Source organism: Serratia sp. NA_13, assembly GCF_052691735.1.
Window position 1 is genome coordinate 66,082 of sequence record NZ_JBQZFV010000002.1, and the last position, 18,075, is coordinate 84,156.

Consider the following 18,075-nt stretch of genomic DNA (forward strand, 5'->3'; position numbering starts at 1 on the left):
ATGGAACATTATATCAGCCTGTTTGTACGCGCGGTGTTCGTTGAGAACATGGCGTTGGCGTTCTTCCTGGGGATGTGTACCTTCCTGGCGGTATCGAAGAAAGTATCGACGGCCTTTGGTTTGGGCATCGCGGTGACCTTGGTACTCGGGATCTCCGTGCCGGTGAACAACCTTGTCTACAACCTGATCCTGCGCGACGGTGCGCTGGTGGAAGGCGTTGATCTGAGCTTCCTCAACTTCATTACCTTTATCGGCGTAATTGCGGCGCTGGTGCAGATTCTGGAGATGATCCTCGATCGCTTCTTCCCGTCGCTGTACAACGCACTCGGCATTTTCCTGCCGCTGATCACCGTGAACTGCGCCATCTTTGGCGGCGTCTCCTTCATGGTGCAACGTGACTACAACTTTGCCGAATCGGTGGTGTACGGCTTCGGCTCCGGCACCGGCTGGATGTTGGCGATTGTCGCAATGGCGGGGATCCGGGAAAAACTCAAGTATGCCAATGTCCCCGCAGGGTTGCGTGGCCTGGGCATTACCTTTATCACCACCGGGCTGATGGCGTTGGGCTTTATGTCCTTCTCCGGTGTTCAGTTGTAAAGGCGGGAAGAATTTATGGAAATTATTTTAGGTGTCGCGATGTTTACCGGCATCGTTATGGTGCTGGTGTTGCTTATCTTGTTTGCCAAATCCAAGCTGGTGAACACCGGTGACATTGCGGTGGAAGTAAACGGCGATTTGGACAAGAGCTTTACCGCTCCGGCGGGTGACAAGCTGCTGAATATGCTGTCCAGCCAGGGGATCTTCGTTTCGTCCGCCTGCGGTGGCGGTGGTTCTTGCGGCCAATGCCGGGTGGTGATCAAAGAGGGCGGTGGCGATATTCTGCCGACCGAACTGTCACACATCAACAAACGTGAAGCGAAAGAGGGCTGCCGCCTGGCTTGCCAGGTTAACGTGAAGCAGAACCTGAAAATCGAGCTGCCGGAAGAGATCTTTGGTGTGAAGAAGTGGGAATGCGAGGTTATCTCCAATGATAACAAAGCCACTTTTATCAAAGAGCTCAAGTTGAAAATCCCTGACGGGGAAGACGTGCCGTTCCGCGCCGGTGGTTTTATCCAGATCGAAGCGCCGGTACACGACATCAGCTATGCCGATTTTGACGTGCCGGACGAATACCGTGGTGACTGGGACAAGTTCAACCTGTTCCGTTACCGCTCGGTAGTGGATGAAACCACGGTGCGCGCCTACTCGATGGCCAACTATCCGGACGAAAAGGGCATTATTATGCTCAACGTGCGTATTGCCACGCCGCCGCCGCGCGATCCTGACGTGCCGCCGGGCATCATGTCCTCTTATATCTGGTCGTTAAAAGCCGGTGACAAGGTGACGATCTCCGGGCCGTTCGGCGAGTTCTTTGCCAAGGATACCGACGCGGAAATGATCTTCATCGGCGGCGGTGCCGGTATGGCACCGATGCGTTCGCACATCTTTGACCAGCTCAACCGCCTGAAGTCGAAGCGTAAAATCACCTTCTGGTACGGTGCGCGTTCACTGCGTGAAATGTTCTATGAGGACGATTTCAATCGGTTGCAGGAAGAGAACGAGAACTTCACCTGGCATGTAGCGCTCTCCGATCCGCAGCCTGAGGATAACTGGACGGGTTACACCGGCTTTATCCATAATGTTCTGTTAGAGAACTATCTGCGGAACCACCCGGCGCCGGAAGACTGCGAGTTTTACATGTGTGGTCCACCAATGATGAACGCTGCGGTGATCAAGATGCTGAAAGACCTGGGTGTCGAAGACGAAAATATCATGCTTGATGACTTTGGTGGCTAAATGCGCGCATGGGCAATGAAGGGGTTAATGACGACGGTGGCGCTCAGCGCCACCCTGTTATTGACCGGCTGCGGGCCGGAGCAGGTCAATCTCGATGGCAAAACCATGGGGACTTCTTATTCTGTCCGTTATGTCACCGGTGACGACACGCCGTCTGCCGCCAAAATTCAGGCGGAGATCGACAAACGGCTGGAATTGGTGAATGACCAGATGTCCACCTACCGGCCAGGCTCTGAACTGAGCCGCTTCAACGCCAGCCGCGTGATAGATAAACCCTTCCCGGTATCGGCAGCGACCACCGAGGTGGTGCTGGAAGCACTGCGCATTAACCGCGTCACCGACGGCGCGCTGGACGTGACCGTCGGGCCACTGGTTAATCTGTGGGGCTTCGGCCCGGAAGGGCGACTGGACAAGGTGCCGAGCGCTGCCGAACTGGAGCGCCGCCGCGCCTGGACCGGTATCGACAAGCTGTCGGTGCAGGGCAACGCATTGGTAAAGAGCATCCCTGAGCTGTATGTCGATCTCTCTTCGATTGCCAAGGGCTACGGGGTGGATGTGATTGCCCAGTATCTGCAATCGCAGCAGATTAAGAACTACATGGTGGATATTGGCGGCGAAGTCCGTACTCGCGGCCACAATGGTGAGAAAAAACCGTGGCGTATCGCCATTGAACGGCCGACGGCCGGCATGGAGCAGAAGGCGCAACTGGTGATCCAGCCGGGCGAGATGTCGATCGCCACTTCGGGGGATTATCGCAACTACTTCGAACAGGGCGGCGTGCGTTATTCGCATACCATAGATCCGGTTACCGGCAAGCCGATCCATCACCATCTGGTATCGGTGACGGTGCTGAGCCCGACCTGTATGGCTGCCGACGGTCTGTCGACCGGGTTGAACGTATTGGGGCCGGAGCGTGGCATGGCGTTGGCGAACCTGATGGGGATCCCGGTGTTTATGATTGTGAAAACTGCCAAAGGTTTTGAAGAGCGCTACTCCGAGGCGTTCAAACCCTATTTGAACAAGAGCTAGTGAGGTCGCTATGTTGACAGTATTTGTCGCCAGCTTCGTGCTGTTTCTGCTGATTGTCGGCGGGATGTCGCTGGGTTACGTGTTCAAGCGTAAAAGCCTGCAGGGCAGCTGCGGCGGCATTACGGCGTTGGGGATGGATAAAGTCTGTGACTGTCCTGAACCCTGCGATGCGCGGAAAAAGCGTCTGGAAAAAGAGGCGTTGCGCCAGAAACAGTTGGAAAAACACCGGATCATCTGAATAACAGGGGCGCATGCAGCGCCCCTTAGGTTGCTGACAAAGCAGGAAAAAGCGTGGTTTTTCCTGCTTTGTGGTGAGCAGCCGAAAATCAATAAATTGATTTTCCTGATTTTTATTTATCGGCCTCGACTCGCTCTGGGCAGGAATGAGGTTTGTCATCAGTCTGAGGGGCGCATGCAGCGCCCCTTTTTTATCGGTTATTTTGCCTTAACAAAGCTCTTTGCTTCGGCCGGTGAGTTGACCATCACTCCGTCCACGCCTAACGCCACCGCCTGCTGGTATTCCGCCGGTGAGTTGATGCCGAACAGAATGATGTGCGCTGGCCCTGGTGAGCGGAAGCAGTCGATCGATTCTTTATCCCAGGTCAGAAACGCCTTGGAGCGCCCTTCACCCAGGGTAAATTTCTCCACCACTTCCACTTCACGCTTTAGTTCCAGCCCGTACCAGCGCGGTTGCTGATGGCTTGGTTTCAACTCACACAGGTGCGATAGGCTGATATTCGCCAGCAGGTCGCGGGTTTTATCGCGGGTTTCAAAACGCTTAATTGCCAGTGGCAGCGCTTGCAGATATTTGGTATCGGTGGAGTACACGCGGGTGCGGTTCAGGCTGTTGGTTTTTTCCAGCGTTGCCAGCAGGGCTTTGCCGAACTGGGCCGGGTCTGCGTCTGGGGATTTGATATCCAGATAGAAGTTAACCTTGGGGAAGGCATTGAGGGTCTCATCCAAACGAGGAATGCCAATGCCTTTCCCCCGGAACGGGTAGGTTTCACTTTTGGTGAATGACCAACCGGCATCAACTTTCGCCAGTTGTGCAGCGGTAAAGGCGGAGACCAGCCCCTGCTGATTGGTTAGCGCTTTCAGATCGGAAGGGCGGTAAAGCACGATCACACCGTCTTTGGATTCCTGCAGAGTGATCCAGATGGCGTCAGCGCCATTTTTCAGCGCGGTTTCAATCGCGACGCGGGTATTTTCAGGAGCGTCGGCAGTACCACCACGGTGAGCGATAATGGCGGGAGCTGCGGTAGCGGCAAGGGATATCAGGGATAGGGCTGAAGCTAACAAATAGACCGATAATGATTTCATGTAGGGCACCATCCTGTGCGTAGAGTTATTGTTATCAGTAACAGCGGTGGTTAATTTGCCATAGCGTACTATTGAAAAATTACGCTTTTTTAACAAATCGAAGATAATTGGGTGAAAGCCTGTTTTCACCGAGTCGAGCCGGGGCTTGAGCTTTCCATTTTTGACTGTATACTTATACAGTATTATTGGAGGCGCGATGCGTAAAATCATTCATGTCGATATGGACTGCTTCTTCGCAGCGGTAGAAATGCGCGACGATCCCAGCCTGCGCGATATTCCGTTGGCGATCGGCGGCAGTGCCGACCGGCGTGGGGTGATCAGCACCGCCAACTATCCTGCGCGTCGCTATGGCGTACACAGTGCGATGTCGACGGCGATGGCACTCAAGCTTTGCCCGCACCTTAAGCTGTTGCCCGGCCGTATGGCGGCGTATAAGGAAGCTTCGCAGCATATCCGCGAAATATTCGCCCGTTACACCCCATTGATTGAACCACTGTCGCTGGATGAAGCCTATCTGGACGTGACGGACTGCAGCCAGTGCAACGGCTCGGCGACGTTGATCGCCGAGCAAATCCGCCAGACTATCTCCGACGAACTCAACCTCACCGCTTCTGCCGGTATCGCGCCGATCAAGTTCCTCGCCAAAATTGCCTCAGAGCTGAATAAGCCGAACGGACAATACGTCATCACCCCGGCACAGGTGCCAGGTTTTTTACAGCAGTTACCGCTGAGTAAAATCCCCGGCGTGGGCAAAGTGACCGCCAAACGGCTGGAGGAAGTGGGGCTGATCACCTGCGCCGATGTACAGCAGTATGACCTGGCGGCGCTGTTAAAGCGTTTCGGCAAATTTGGCCGGGTACTATGGGAGCGTTGTCAGGGGATCGATCTGCGTGAAGTTTCGCCAGAGCGGTTGCGTAAATCGGTGGGGGTGGAGCGCACGCTGGCGGAAGATATCCATGACTGGGAAGACTGCGAAGCGCTGATCGTCGACAAACTCTATCCCGAGCTGGAACTGCGGTTGCGTAAGGTGAAACCGGATCTGCACATCGCCCGGCAAGGGGTAAAACTGAAGTTTCAGGATTTCCAGCAAACGACGCAGGAACACGTTTGGCCGGTACTGAATAAAGACGATTTGATCAACGTGGCGCGGCAGGTATGGCGTGAGCGGCGTGAAGGTCGCGGGGTGCGACTGGTCGGGTTGCACGTGACGTTACTGGATCCGCAACTGGAGCGGCAACTGTTGCTACCCTGGGAATAACAAAGGCGCAAATATTTGCGCCTTGGGTTTATCTGGAATATTACGCGCGTTCCGGGATCGCTTTCAGCAGCGCCGTCAGCAGTTTCCAGTACAGGCCCACGCTTTCGATATGCACCTGTTCATCCGGCGAGTGTGGCCCGGTGATGGTTGGCCCAATCGATACCATATCCATGTTCGGGTACGGCTTTTTGAACAGACCGCATTCCAGACCGGCGTGGATCACCATGATGTTCGGCGTCTTGTTGAACAGATCCTGATAAATCTCGCGCACCAGATGCATCACCGGTGAGTCCGCGTCTGGCTGCCAGCCTGGGTAGCCGCCTTTTGGTGACACTTTGGCGTTGGCCAACTGTCCCAGAGCGGTCAGCATGCCGACCACGTAGTCTTTACCGCTGTCGATCAGCGAACGGATCAGACAGATGATTTCTGCTTCGCTGTCGCTGGTGGTGACCACGCCCACGTTCAGTGAGGTTTCCACTACGCCTTTCACCGCGTCGCTCATGCGGATCACACCGTTTGGCGTGCCATTGAGCAGCGCCACAAAACGTTGTTGGCTGTCGGCAGTCATCGCCTGAGAGGTGCTGGAGACAGGCTCCAACAGCACGGTGATGTTCTTCTCTTTGGCCGCCAGCTCATTTTGCAGGGTGGCCAGGAACGCCTGACTCAGCGTTTTCAGCGCATCGGCTTTCTCGGCCGGCACGGCAACCACTGCAGAGGCTTCACGCGGAATAGCATTGCGCAGCGTACCGCCGTTCAGGTCCAGCAGGCGCAGGTTCAGCTCGGCGCTACGGTCGAACAGGAAGCGTGCCAGCAGTTTGTTGGCGTTGCCCAACCCGACGTGGATATCCGCGCCAGAGTGGCCGCCTTTCAGGCCTTTGATGGTCAGCTTCAGGGTCTGATAACCGGCAGGCACGGCTTCGCGCTGCAGTGGCAGGGTGGTGATGAAGTCAATCCCCCCGGCGCAACCCATGTAGATCTCACCTTCCTCTTCTGAGTCGGTGTTGATCAGGATATCCGCTTGCAGCCAGTTAGCCTGCAGACCAAATGCACCGTCCATACCGGCTTCTTCGGTCATGGTCAGCAGCACTTCCAGCGGGCCGTGTTCGACGCTGTCGTCGGCCAGCACAGCCAGTGCGGAGGCCATACCGATACCGTTGTCGGCACCCAGCGTGGTGCCACGCGCCTTGATCCACTCACCGTCGATGTACGGCTGAATCGGATCCTTGGTGAAGTCGTGCACGGTGTCGTTATTTTTCTGCGGCACCATGTCCAGGTGTGCTTGCAGGGCAACCGGCTTGCGGTTTTCCATCCCCTTGGTCGCGGGCTTGCGCAGCAGGATGTTGCCTACATGGTCACGCTCGGCGTGCAGGTGTTTCTCTTTGGCCCACTCGAGGATGTGCTGTGCCAGCGCTTCTTCATGATAAGAAGGATGCGGAATAGAGCAGATTTTGGCAAAAATATCCCACAGCGGCTGTGGCGAAAGTTGAGACAATTCAGACACTATAAGTCTCCTGTAACAGCATTCTCGGCAGTGCGGGAATGCCGCTCGGTTTGGGTTAGGGGCATCTGTGCGGTTTTGGCACGATCTCCAGAGAATATCACTTTATTCCGGGCGGTGCCCGTACCGTATTGCGCTGTTCAAGCGCTTGATCACACTCGTTTGGTTGGTTATTGCTCATTTATTTAGCATCAATCACCATATGAAATACTTATGAAATTCCAGGTACAACTGGTATTTGATGCGGTCAGTCTTTATAATCTCGCGCAACCTTTTTTCCCCTGATTACTGAGTAAGCCGCACCACTGCTGGCTGGGACACCATTCTATGAGCGAAAAATACGTTGTTACCTGGGACATGCTGCAAATGCAAGCTCGCAAACTGGCTCACCGCCTGCTGCCGGTTGAGCAATGGACTGGCATTATTGCCGTAAGCCGCGGCGGTCTGGTACCGGCTGCCTTATTGGCGCGTGAGCTGGGTATTCGCCATGTGGATACCGTCTGCATTTCCAGCTATGACCATGACAACCAACGCGAAATGAAAGTGCTCAAGCGCGCCGAAGGCGACGGTGAAGGCTTTATCGTTATCGACGATCTGGTGGATACCGGCGGCACCGCGAAAGCGATCCGTGAAATGTACCCGAAAGCGCATTTCGTCACTATCTTCGCCAAACCGGCAGGTCGCCCGCTGGTAGACGATTATGTAGTTGATATCCCACAGGATACCTGGATCGAACAGCCATGGGATATGGCGGTGACCTTCGTGCCACCGATCGGCGGTCGTTAAGTTTGCCACGCTGATTGATTAAAACGCCCGGCTGAGCCGGGCGTTTGCATTTCTGATTTCCGTCCCACAGATACACCTTCAAGTATGACGGGTTTATCGCGACAGAGTTAGGTACACTACCTCCAGTTGATTAGGCTGTTTGCGGCCTATTACCAGATTTACGGAGGCTGTTGTTACCATGGCACAAGCCAACCTTTCTGAAACCCTGTTCAAACCCTCATTTAAACATCCTGAGACCTCAACTCTGGTACTGCGCGCGCGCAGTAAAGTCAGTGCCGATCTGCATTCCACGTTGGAGGGTAATACCGTCAGCAATTGGTACCGCATGCTCAACCCGCTGTTGTGGGCTTGGCGCGGTGTCGATCCGATAGAAATCAACGAAGTGCTGGCACGCATTGCCGTCGCTGATGTGGAACACACCAACGACAAATGGCTGGATACCGTGGTCGGTTACCGCAACGGCAACTGGATCTACGAATGGGTACACCAGGGCATGCTTTGGCAGCAGCGTGCCCTGGAACAGCAGGATCCGCTGATCGGTGGCCAGCATTGGCTCAATGCTGCCAACTTTTACAGCATTGCCGGCTACCCGCATCTGAAGGGCGATGAACTGGCCGAGCAGGCGGAGGCGTTGTCCAACCGGGCTTACGAAGAGGGCGCGTTGTTACTGCCGTACCAGTTGAAAGAACTGGAGTTTCGCATTGAAGGTGGCAGCAGCATTACCGGCTTCCTGCATCTGCCGGAGAAGGGCGAAGCGCCGTTCCCGACGGTGTTGATGTGCGGCAGCCTGGATACCCTGCAGACCGACTATCACCGCCTGTTCCGCGATTATCTGGCACCGCAGGGCATCGCCATGCTGACCATTGATATGCCTTCCATCGGTTCTTCTTACAAGTGGAAGTTGACGCAGGATTCCAGCTTCCTGCATCAGCAGGTGCTGACCCAGTTAACCACTGTGCCCTGGATTGACCATCAGCGCGTCACCGCGTTTGGCTTCCGCTTTGGCGCCAATGTGGCGGTGCGTCTGGCCTATCTGGAGCCACAGCGGCTGCGTGGGGTGGCCTGTCTGGGACCGGTGGTGCATCGCCTGCTGTGCGACAGCAGCACCCAGAAGCACGTACCGGACATGTATATGGACGTGCTGGCCAGTCGGATGGGCATGGCCAACGCTTCGGATCATGTGCTGAAGGTCGAGCTGAACAGCTATTCGCTGAAAACCCAGGGGTTGTTGGGCCGTCGTTGCCCGACGCCGATGCTGGCCGGTTACTGGGAGCAGGATCCGCTCAGCCCGAAAGAAGAGTCGCAACTGATCGTTTCATCCTCGATGGACGGCAAACTGATCGCCATACCGCGCAAGCCAGTGTACAGCAGTTTCCACAAGGCGCTGCTGCAAATGTCCCATTGGATGAAAGATAAAATGCGTTAATTAGTTGCTAAATTTTAACAATTTGTTAAAAAGAATGGTCTACATTGAGGAGCTTAAGAATGACGTTACCGAGTGGTCACCCTAAAAGCCGACTAATGAAACGTTTCGCCAGCTTGGGGCCGTATCTGCGAGAAGGGCAATGTGAGAACGACCGTTTTTTCTTTGATTGTTTAGCCGTCTGCGTCAATGTTAAGCCTTCTCCAGAACTGCGTGAGTTCTGGGGCTGGTGGATCGAACTGCATGCCGAAGATACGCGTTTCACCTACGCTTATCAGTTTGGCCTGTTTGATAAGAAAGGGCAGTGGACGCCGGAAAAGATTAAAGATACTGAAGTGAAAACCAAGCTGGAAACCACCCTGCGTGATTTCCATCGTCGTCTGGGCGAACTGCTGGCCACCATGGAACTGACGCTTGAACCCGCCGCTGATTTCAAAGAAAAACTAATTAAACTTTCCGCCTGACCCCGTTTGACCGCAAGTATTCTGCTGATTTCGCGTTGTGCCTGTTGGCATAACGCGTCTCTCCTGTTACAAAGTCCCTAGTATCATTCTTCTCATCTTATACGGCAGAAACACTATGAACGGCAGCCAGACACTGGTTGTGAAATTGGGCACCAGCGTGTTGACCGGCGGATCGCTGCGTCTTAACCGTGCCCATATTGTCGAACTGGTTCGCCAGTGCGCACAACAGCATGCAGCGGGTCACCGCATCGTTATCGTCACCTCCGGCGCGATTGCCGCCGGGCGCGAACATTTGGGTTACCCCGAACTCCCCGCCACCATCGCCTCCAAGCAGTTGCTGGCGGCGGTCGGGCAGAGCCGGTTGATCCAACTGTGGGAGCAACTGTTCTCCATTTATGGCATCCACGTCGGGCAGATGTTACTGACGCGTGCCGATCTGGAAGACCGCGAACGCTTCCTCAATGCGCGTGACACCATGACGGCGTTGCTGGACAACCGTATCGTGCCGGTGATCAATGAGAACGACGCGGTTGCGACCGCAGAAATCAAGGTTGGCGACAACGACAACCTGTCGGCATTGGCGGCGATCCTGGCCGGGGCCGATAAACTGTTGTTGCTGACCGATCAGCAGGGGCTGTACACCGCCGACCCACGTAACAACCCGCAGGCAGAACTGATCCGTGAAGTGCACGGCATCGACGACGCACTGCGCGCCATCGCCGGCGACAGCGTGTCCGGCCTGGGCACCGGCGGCATGGGCACCAAGCTGCAAGCCGCCGACGTGGCCTGCCGTGCCGGTATCGACGTGATCATCGCCGCTGGCAGCAAGTCAGGCGTGGTGGCTGACGTGATTGAAGACAAACCGGTGGGCACCCGTTTCCACGCGCTGGAAACCCCGCTGGAAAACCGTAAACGCTGGATCTTCGGCGCACCCCCGGCCGGTGAGATCACCGTCGACGACGGTGCGGTGGACGCCATTATGGCGCGCGGCAGTTCACTGCTGCCGAAGGGCATTCGCGAAGTTAAAGGCGATTTCTCCCGTGGTGAAGTGATCCGCATCCGCAACCTGACGGGGCGCGATCTGGCGCACGGCGTCAGCCGTTATAACAGCGACGCGATGCGCATGATTGCCGGTCACCACTCGCAGGAAATCAGCGAAATTCTCGGTTATGAATACGGCCCGGTGGCAGTGCACCGCGACGATATGATTGTCAGCTAAGGAGTGAGCATGCTGGAGCAGATGGGGAAGGCCGCCAAGCAGGCCTCCTGGCAACTGGCGGTGCTGAGCACGGCGAAGAAAAACCAGGTTCTGTCGGTGATTGCCGACAGACTGGAAGCCGAAAGCGAAGTGATTTTACAGGCTAACGAACAGGACATGGAACAGGCACGCGCCAGCGGGATGACCGAAGCGCTGCTCGATCGCCTGTTGCTGACCCCGGCACGCCTGGCGGCGATAGCCAACGACGTGCGCCAGGTTTGCCGCCTGAATGACCCAGTCGGCCATGTATTGGACGGCAGCCTGCTGGACAGCGGGTTGAAGCTGGAACGCCGCCGGGTACCGCTCGGGGTAATTGGCGTGATTTATGAAGCACGGCCCAATGTCACCATCGACGTCGCCAGCCTGTGCCTGAAAACCGGCAACGCGGTGATCCTGCGCGGCGGCAAAGAAACCCACCACACCAATCAGGCGACGGTGAAGGTGATCCAGCAGGCGCTGGAACAGTGCGGCCTGCCGGCTGCGGCGGTACAGGCGATTGAAAGCCCGGATCGCGCATTGGTGAATGAACTGCTGCGGATGGATCGCTACGTCGACATGCTGATCCCACGCGGTGGCGCCGGCCTGCACAAGCTGTGCCGCGAACAATCTACCATCCCGGTGATCACCGGCGGTATCGGCGTTTGCCATACCTACGTGGATGACAGCGTTGATTTCGACAAAGCGCTGACGGTAATCGAGAACGCCAAAATCCAACGGCCAAGCGCCTGTAACTCGCTGGAGACGCTACTGGTGAACCGCAACATCGCCGCAGAGTTCTTACCTGCCTTGAGCACGCGAATGGCGGCGGTGGGAGTGACCCTGCACGCGGCAGAGAACGCCATGCCGCTGTTGCAAGACGGCCCGGCAACGGTGGTGGCGGTTGCAGCGGAAGATTACGATGACGAATGGCTGTCGTTGGATCTGAACGTGGCGCTGGTGGATGATATCGATCAGGCCATCGACCATATTCGCACCCACGGCACCAGCCACTCCGACGCGATCCTCACCCGTTCACTGAGCAGCGCCGAGCACTTCGTGCGCGCGGTGGACTCTAGCGCTGTGTACGTCAACGCCAGCACCCGCTTCACCGACGGCGGCCAGTTCGGCCTGGGCGCAGAAGTGGCCGTCAGCACCCAAAAACTGCACGCCCGCGGCCCGATGGGCCTGGACGCGCTGACCACCTACAAGTGGATCGGTTACGGTGATGATTTGGTTCGTAGCTAAGTTTTAGTTCGGGGCAGTAAAAATACAGGGGCGCAGTTCATTCGACTGTGCCCTTTTTGTATTTGGGGGATTGTAGCGTTTCACGGTGGTCGCTGGAACTTTGCCGATGCCAATCTGCAGTTGCATACCATCCATCATCTGGGAGCCGGCAATTTTATTCGCAGTGGCGACACCCTGCGGGCAAAGACGCTGTAAATACTGGTGCCGCTAAGCACCGTTCAACGCCTTTTTTTAAGCATAGAACCTGAGTCAGAGATTGCCACCGGATGCCTGGTCCACGCCTTTGATATGGGTCAATTCCACATAAGCATAAGGTAATAAAACCTGGCCTTGAACCGATAATTTGATTATAAACACCGGCGTTAGGGACAATGTTCTCATCTGAATTGGAGTATTTATGTTGGCTAAAATCAATCGGCTGCTTGCCGGTGCATTATTGGTGTTACTGCTTCCTGCCGTCGCTGGCGCAGCAGATTACCGTGCGGGCGAGCAATTCACCCGCCTGGATAAACCAGTCGCTTCCGCCCCTGCGGTGGTGGAGTTTTTCTCCTTTTATTGCGGCCCTTGCTATCAGTTTGCCGAGACTTACCATGTGGGCAGCACCGTCAGCCAGGCCTTGCCGGAGGGCACTAAACTGATCAAATACCACGTTGGCCTGATGGGTAAGCTGGGGAATGAGCTGACCGAAGCCTGGTCGGTGGCGATGGTGATGGGCATTGAGGACAAAATCGAAGGTATGCTGTTCGACGAGTTGCAAAAGAAGCGTGCCATCAACAATGAACAGGATATTCAGCGGGTGTTTGCCGCTGCCGGTGTTGATGCCGCCAGCTATGAAAATGCGCGTCACAGCCTGCTGGTGAAGGGCATGATCGCCAAACAGAATGAAGCGGTCAAAGCGCTGGACGTGCGCGCCACGCCATCGTTTTATGTTTCCGGCAAGTACAAGATCGACAATGCCGGAATGGCGAGCCAAAGCGTGGACGGCTACGCCAAAGAGTACGCAGCCGTGGTCCGCTATTTATTGGATACCCAGCCCTAAGCGCTATTTTGCGGCAGGCAAATCCAGCGCGTGACGCAGTTCTTCACGCGCTGGCAGGTATTGCTGCTGGAAATCTTCTTGGTGTGAGAGCTGCTGGCTGATCACGCTGCCGGAGATTCGGCCCATCTCAATATCTGACGGGGCGTGAATACCGGCGACCACGCGGTTATCGCCGTATTGCCAGGCGCGCCATGATCTCGGCGCGCTTTTCCGGCACCATAGTGAACAAACACAGTGCCAGCGCAGATTTTTGTAATAATTTTATTAGTCATACCCATGGTGTGAAGGTGGCTGTCATCAAACCGAGCTCTATATTTGGCGAGTGTTGTGATGGTTACATGACGGAAAAGTGTCGATTTAATGACGCTGCCGATATTGCGAACGCAATCTGTGATCCCAGCGCCAGATCCCGGTTTCGGCATTGCTTGTATGTTATCGGGTTGTTATGTTGATTTTCTGTTCATCGCTGATGTTGGAAGGGGAAAAGCATGGCAATTTCCGCGCAGGTCAGGGAGGCCAGCTTCGAGGAGTGGTTGGCGAAAATCAATTCCGCCTGCGGCCGGTTTTGCGCCAGGACATTGGGGCCTGGTTTTAGCGGTGCTATGCAGGAGTTTCGCTCCCACGCGCTGCGCCTGAGCGTGGTGGATGCCGCCCAGACCCGGCTGTATCGTACCCAGCAGGAGATTGCCCGCAGCGACGGCTCGCACTTTTTCACGGTGTTTCAGCTACGTGGCAGCTCATTGATGGAGCAGGGCGATCGGCAGGCGGTGTTGTCTGCCGGTGACGTCACGCTAATCGACGCTTCGCGTACCAGCAGCTTTACCTTTCAACAAGACTCCCGCCAAATTTCATTGCTGATGCCGCGCAGCTATCTTGAGCAGTCTGCGTCAGATGTACAGTGCGTGCGGCGGCTTGATGCGCAAAGCAGCGTGGTGCGCCTTAGTCGGCAACTGGTGCTGGGGTGTATGCAGGACTCACAGATGAGCGCTCCAGAGAGTGAGGCGATCCTGAACGCGGTTGCGACGCTGTTGCGTCCGGCGCTGGTCGATCGCGTAGTGGGGGAAGAGAGCCCTCCGCGCAGCTTCAGCCGTACGCTGGCGTTTATCGATACGCATATTCAGTCGCCGCAGTTACGGCCGGAGTGGATCGCCGATGAGCTTGGCGTTTCGGTGCGCAGTCTGTATCGGATGTTTGCTCGTCAGGGGCTGGTGGTGGCGCAATATATCAAGCACCGCCGTCTGGATTTGTGCGCGCAGGCATTACGCAGCTCGCCGGAGCGACAGAAACTGGCCACTATCGGCTATGACTGGGGTTTTGCCGATCACAGCCACTTTTCCACCGCTTTCAAAAGCCGTTTTGGCGTTTCGCCGAGCGAATATCGCAAGCAATATCAGTAGCGCCGCAGGCGACGCTACTGATGATCCGGGTACTTTAGTATCTGATGCACACCGATTTGGATTCGGTATAGGCATCCAGCCAGTCCGGGCCAAAGTCACGGCCGCTGCCCGATTGTTTGAAGCCGCCAAAAGGCATGTTGGCATCGATCAACGTATGGGTATTGACCCACACTGTACCGGCCTGAATGCGTGGGGTATAAGCCATCGCCGCCTGCAGGCTGGTGGTCCATAGGCTGGCGGTCAGGCCGTAATCGGTGTCGTTGGCTTTGCTCAGCGCTTCTTCGGCGTCCGCCACCCGGATCAAATTGACCACCGGGCCAAACACTTCTTCGCGTGCCAGATTCAACTTATCATCCGGGTTTATCACCAGCGTCGGCGGAATATAGAACCCTTGCGAGTCCGGCCCGGCTGCGCCGCTGATCAGCTCCGCATGCTTGGATCTGGCGTCGTCCAGATAGGCTGCGACTTTATTACGGTGATCGCTGGAGACCAGCGGGTTGATCTGCGCGTTGGCATCCATGCCCGGCCCGACGGTCAGAGACTTCACCGCCTGCTCGAACCCGGCGACCAGGCTGTCGTAGACTGGTGCTTCAATATAAATCCGCGAACTGGCAGCGCACACCTGGCCCTGATTGAGGAAGCTGCCCGCCATCAGGCCTTCGATCACCTGTGGTAGATCGGCATCTTTCAGCACGATGGCCGGGTTCTTGCCGCCCAGTTCCAGCGTGACGCGGGTCAGGCGATCTGCCGCCGCCCGCGCGATGCCTTTACCCACCGGTGTGGAGCCGGTAAAGCTCACTTTGGCGATCAACGGGTGTTCGGTCAGTGCCTTGCCACAGCCGGTGCCTTTGCCGGTCACCACGTTAAATACGCCCGGCGGAATACCGGCTTCGGTGGCCAGTTCGGCCATGCGCAGCAGGGTGAGCGGGGTGGTTTCAGAGGGTTTGATGACGATAGAGCAACCCGCCGCCAACGCCGGCATCACCTTCCACATGCCGATCATCAGCGGGAAGTTCCATGGCACGATACCGGCTACCACGCCAATCGGCTCTTTACGGGTATACACCTGATATTTGGCACCCGGTGGCATCGGGATCGACACGTCCAGCGTCTGGCCGGTGATTTTGGTGGTCAGCCCGGCGGTGTAGCGCATCCAGTTCAGCGTGCAGCCGACCTCGAACATGCGGGCAATATTGATCGACTTACCCTGTTCCAGCGTTTCCAACTGGGCCAGCTCTTCGGTGTGTTGTTCAAGCAGGTCGGCATAGCGCAATAGAATGCGCTCGCGCTCGGCGGGTAAACGCTGGGCCCAGACTCCGGAGGTGAAAGCCTGATGGGCGGATTGCACAGCGCGCGCGACGTCCTGTGCATTGGCGTCGGCGGTGGAGGAGATTTGTTTTCCGTCAGCGGGGTTAAATACCGCCAACCGGTGTTCGGCACTGGACTCGCACCATTGGCCGTCGATATACAGCCCATGATGACGATCGAGAAAACGCGAAACGCTGTCCATCACTGCTAGGGTATTGTCAGGCATACGCCCTCCTGTCAGACAAAAAAGGTCGCTATCGTTAACCTTAAAAGCTTACAGCAGGTGGAGAAGCACGACTTTTGTCTGCCTGACAATCGGTTTGTCCTACGTGACATAACGGCTGAGCGAGCCAGCCGTTAATCGACAGGATCAGGAGCTGAGGGTCGCCAGGCGGGTGGCGAAGCCGAGGAACAGCAGGCCAATCAGGCCATTGCCCAGTTTTGCCAGGCCTTTCTTGTGGTTAAAGAAGTGCGCCAGCATCGCGCCGGAAAAGATCAGCGTGGTCATATAGATAAAGCTGACCGATTCGAGGATCAATGCCAGAATGGTGAACGACAGGCCGGTGTGGGCATAGTTGAAGTCGATAAACTGCACGAAGAACGACACATAAAACAGGATCGCTTTCGGATTGGTCAGGCTGAGCGTCAGCGATTTGCGCAGAATGCTGTGGCTGCCTTCAATCTGTTGATGCTGCTCGGCATTTTTCTGAATAAAGGTGGCGTAAAGAATTTTGGCACCCAGGAACAGCAGGTAGATCGCGCCGAGAAAACGCACCAGGGTAAACAGAAACGGCGTGGTACGGATCAGCGAAGCCACGCCGATATAGGCGCAGAAAATCAAGATTGCATCACCGATAAACACGCCCAGCGCGGCGGTATAGCCGGCCCGCACACCGCGTGTTACGCCGGTTTTCAACACATACAACGTATTCGGGCCCGGCAGGATGATGATAAAAACCACCCCGGCCAGATAGGTCCAAAGATTCAGGACGCCAAAACTTTCTAACACAATAACCTCTCCATGCGCGGAACTGACAGCCAATAACACTGGCTACACCCGTAGCCGGGCGCGATCCTAACGCCGCAGGGGCGGGTTGGCAACGTAATAAACTTCATGTTGATTGCCATCTTTTGTCATCAGTCGCGCGCAGCCAGACAGGGGTTATGGCTTACGTGCCAGCAGCGTGGCGAAACGCAGTGAAATGCGATTACCGGCGGCATCGGTTTTGTGTAGTTGGCCAACGTCCTCGTTGTACTTAAGCACTTCCCAGCCGGCGTAGTAGTCTTTCAACTCACCCGGTTTAAAAGTGAATGGGAAGGGCAGGCTGCAAGGGTAATCCGGGGTATCCATCGCTGCGACGATCAGGTTGTAACCGCCGTTGACGGTGCTGTCCTGCATGTCTTTCACCAGTCGTGGGATCTGCGCCGGGTTGAGGAACATCAACACCACGGTAGAAAGGATAAAGTCGTATTCGCCGCCGAAGCTGTGGGTATTGAGATCCTGCACGCTGGCGCGAATGTGCGAAAGGCCTTCGCTGTCGATAATGTTGTTGAGGTTATCGATCGACGGGCCGTGTTTGTCCCATGCCGTGACGTCAAAGCCTTTCAGGTTGAGATAAAGCGAGTTACGTCCGCCGCCGCAGCCCAGATCCAGCGTTCTGCCGGGCGCGATCTGCTGGACGGCCTCAATCACTTCGGAGTGGGTACGCGTCAGTTGGTATTTCTTGTGATAGTAATCTTCCGGCGAGCAATAGAAAGCCAGTTGGCAGGTCATATCATCGGAGAATGAAACGATGCGGTGCCATTGCTGCGGCTCGATAAACGGCGGTTGGTTTTCGGGGCTGAACTGCCAGGTTTCGCTGGCCTCGCCCTGTTCGTTCATCAGTGCGAAGGTTAATGTTCCGCTCAGTAGCTTGAGCTTGGCCCAGGTACCGCTTTGGGTGTTGTGCTTTTGCTGGAAACTCTCTGGTAGTGTAGTGCTGTTCCACTCCGGCAGGGTTTTATAACAAAGCAGTTCGTTCATCAATCACTCCTTGGTTCTGCGTTGCCGCATGTGGCGGGCGAACAGAATTATTTTATATGTTGCATGTAAAATACATTTTTATCGGTGATTTGAACATGTCTGAGATCATCAAAGCAGATGTTCCTAGTGGCCGTACGAGAGGATTGGCATATTTAAACTGGATCACGGCCCCAGCCTGGGCTAACGTCAGTGCAGTTTATGCTGAAAGATCA

The 18,075-nt window shown here is 55.9% G+C and carries 18 protein-coding genes; 12 read left to right on the top strand and 6 right to left on the bottom strand.

Translation table 11 applies throughout. From position 1 onward, the window contains the following. The 4 genes from nqrE to nqrM are packed head-to-tail and all read left to right on the top strand — an operon-like array spanning position 1 to position 3,103. Positions 1–597 (top strand): NADH:ubiquinone reductase (Na(+)-transporting) subunit E, encoded by a 597-nt coding sequence (gene nqrE / locus ACUTSU_RS03800; RefSeq protein ID WP_012005400.1) that lies wholly within the window; start codon positions 1–3, stop codon positions 595–597. Positions 598–612: 15 nt separating this feature from the next. Next, a complete protein-coding gene (nqrF, locus tag ACUTSU_RS03805) occupies positions 613–1,836 on the top strand; it encodes an NADH:ubiquinone reductase (Na(+)-transporting) subunit F (protein WP_445649625.1) in 1,224 nt (407 codons plus the stop codon). Then, positions 1,837–2,865 (top strand): FAD:protein FMN transferase, encoded by a 1,029-nt coding sequence (locus ACUTSU_RS03810; protein ID WP_445653787.1) that lies wholly within the window; start codon positions 1,837–1,839, stop codon positions 2,863–2,865. Positions 2,866–2,875: 10 nt separating this feature from the next. Then, positions 2,876–3,103 (top strand): (Na+)-NQR maturation NqrM, encoded by a 228-nt coding sequence (gene nqrM / locus ACUTSU_RS03815; protein ID WP_174353412.1) that lies wholly within the window; start codon positions 2,876–2,878, stop codon positions 3,101–3,103. 197 nt (positions 3,104–3,300) lie between these two features. On the opposite strand, the gene ACUTSU_RS03820 is transcribed toward nqrM, so the two are convergent. Further along, complete coding sequence (locus ACUTSU_RS03820; RefSeq protein ID WP_445653788.1) at positions 3,301–4,185, bottom strand: glycerophosphodiester phosphodiesterase family protein; 885 nt, start codon at positions 4,183–4,185, stop codon at positions 3,301–3,303. Positions 4,186–4,381: 196 nt separating this feature from the next. Here ACUTSU_RS03820 and dinB point away from each other — a divergent pair, with 196 nt between their 5' ends. Then, on the top strand, positions 4,382–5,443 hold the full coding sequence (dinB, locus tag ACUTSU_RS03825; protein WP_445653789.1) for a DNA polymerase IV: 1,062 nt from the start codon (positions 4,382–4,384) through the stop codon (positions 5,441–5,443). Between the two features lie 40 nt (positions 5,444–5,483). Here the strand turns inward: dinB and pepD are convergent, their stop codons facing one another. Continuing rightward, positions 5,484–6,944, bottom strand: coding sequence for a beta-Ala-His dipeptidase (pepD, locus tag ACUTSU_RS03830; RefSeq protein ID WP_445653790.1), 1,461 nt, complete (start codon positions 6,942–6,944; stop codon positions 5,484–5,486). Positions 6,945–7,268: 324 nt separating this feature from the next. On the opposite strand from pepD, the gene gpt reads away from it, so the two are divergent. From gpt to ACUTSU_RS03860, 6 genes are all read left to right on the top strand, one after another. Beyond that, positions 7,269–7,727 (top strand): xanthine phosphoribosyltransferase, encoded by a 459-nt coding sequence (gene gpt / locus ACUTSU_RS03835; RefSeq protein ID WP_037423424.1) that lies wholly within the window; start codon positions 7,269–7,271, stop codon positions 7,725–7,727. Positions 7,728–7,905: 178 nt separating this feature from the next. Continuing rightward, entirely contained in the window at positions 7,906–9,153 is a 1,248-nt protein-coding gene (frsA, locus tag ACUTSU_RS03840) for an esterase FrsA (RefSeq protein ID WP_445653791.1), read from the top strand. 59 nt (positions 9,154–9,212) lie between these two features. Continuing rightward, on the top strand, positions 9,213–9,614 hold the full coding sequence (gene crl / locus ACUTSU_RS03845; protein ID WP_445649631.1) for a sigma factor-binding protein Crl: 402 nt from the start codon (positions 9,213–9,215) through the stop codon (positions 9,612–9,614). A 115-nt stretch (positions 9,615–9,729) separates the two neighbouring features. After that, positions 9,730–10,833: a glutamate 5-kinase gene (gene proB / locus ACUTSU_RS03850; protein ID WP_445653792.1), complete on the top strand. Its 1,104-nt coding sequence runs from the start codon at positions 9,730–9,732 to the stop codon at positions 10,831–10,833. 9 nt (positions 10,834–10,842) lie between these two features. After that, on the top strand, positions 10,843–12,096 hold the full coding sequence (proA, locus tag ACUTSU_RS03855; protein WP_445653793.1) for a glutamate-5-semialdehyde dehydrogenase: 1,254 nt from the start codon (positions 10,843–10,845) through the stop codon (positions 12,094–12,096). Positions 12,097–12,493: 397 nt separating this feature from the next. Continuing rightward, on the top strand, positions 12,494–13,135 hold the full coding sequence (locus ACUTSU_RS03860) for a DsbA family protein (protein WP_445649634.1): 642 nt from the start codon (positions 12,494–12,496) through the stop codon (positions 13,133–13,135). 3 nt (positions 13,136–13,138) lie between these two features. Here the strand turns inward: ACUTSU_RS03860 and ACUTSU_RS03865 are convergent, their stop codons facing one another. Next, complete coding sequence (locus ACUTSU_RS03865) at positions 13,139–13,261, bottom strand: hypothetical protein (RefSeq protein WP_445653794.1); 123 nt, start codon at positions 13,259–13,261, stop codon at positions 13,139–13,141. A 362-nt stretch (positions 13,262–13,623) separates the two neighbouring features. On the opposite strand from ACUTSU_RS03865, the gene feaR reads away from it, so the two are divergent. Continuing rightward, positions 13,624–14,532 carry a transcriptional regulator FeaR gene (gene feaR, locus ACUTSU_RS03870; protein WP_445649636.1) on the top strand — a complete coding sequence of 303 codons (909 nt, stop codon included), beginning with the start codon at positions 13,624–13,626 and terminating at the stop codon, positions 14,530–14,532. Positions 14,533–14,566: 34 nt separating this feature from the next. Here the strand turns inward: feaR and ACUTSU_RS03875 are convergent, their stop codons facing one another. From ACUTSU_RS03875 to tehB, 3 genes are all read right to left on the bottom strand, one after another. Continuing rightward, positions 14,567–16,066: an aldehyde dehydrogenase family protein gene (locus ACUTSU_RS03875; RefSeq protein WP_445649637.1), complete on the bottom strand. Its 1,500-nt coding sequence runs from the start codon at positions 16,064–16,066 to the stop codon at positions 14,567–14,569. Between the two features lie 144 nt (positions 16,067–16,210). Next, positions 16,211–16,849, bottom strand: coding sequence for a leucine efflux protein LeuE (leuE, locus tag ACUTSU_RS03880; RefSeq protein WP_261432306.1), 639 nt, complete (start codon positions 16,847–16,849; stop codon positions 16,211–16,213). A 153-nt stretch (positions 16,850–17,002) separates the two neighbouring features. After that, the gene (tehB, locus tag ACUTSU_RS03885; protein WP_445649638.1) at positions 17,003–17,863 is read right to left on the bottom strand and encodes an SAM-dependent methyltransferase TehB; all 861 of its coding nucleotides are present in this window, start codon (positions 17,861–17,863) and stop codon (positions 17,003–17,005) included. Positions 17,864–18,075: the final 212 nt, after the last annotated feature.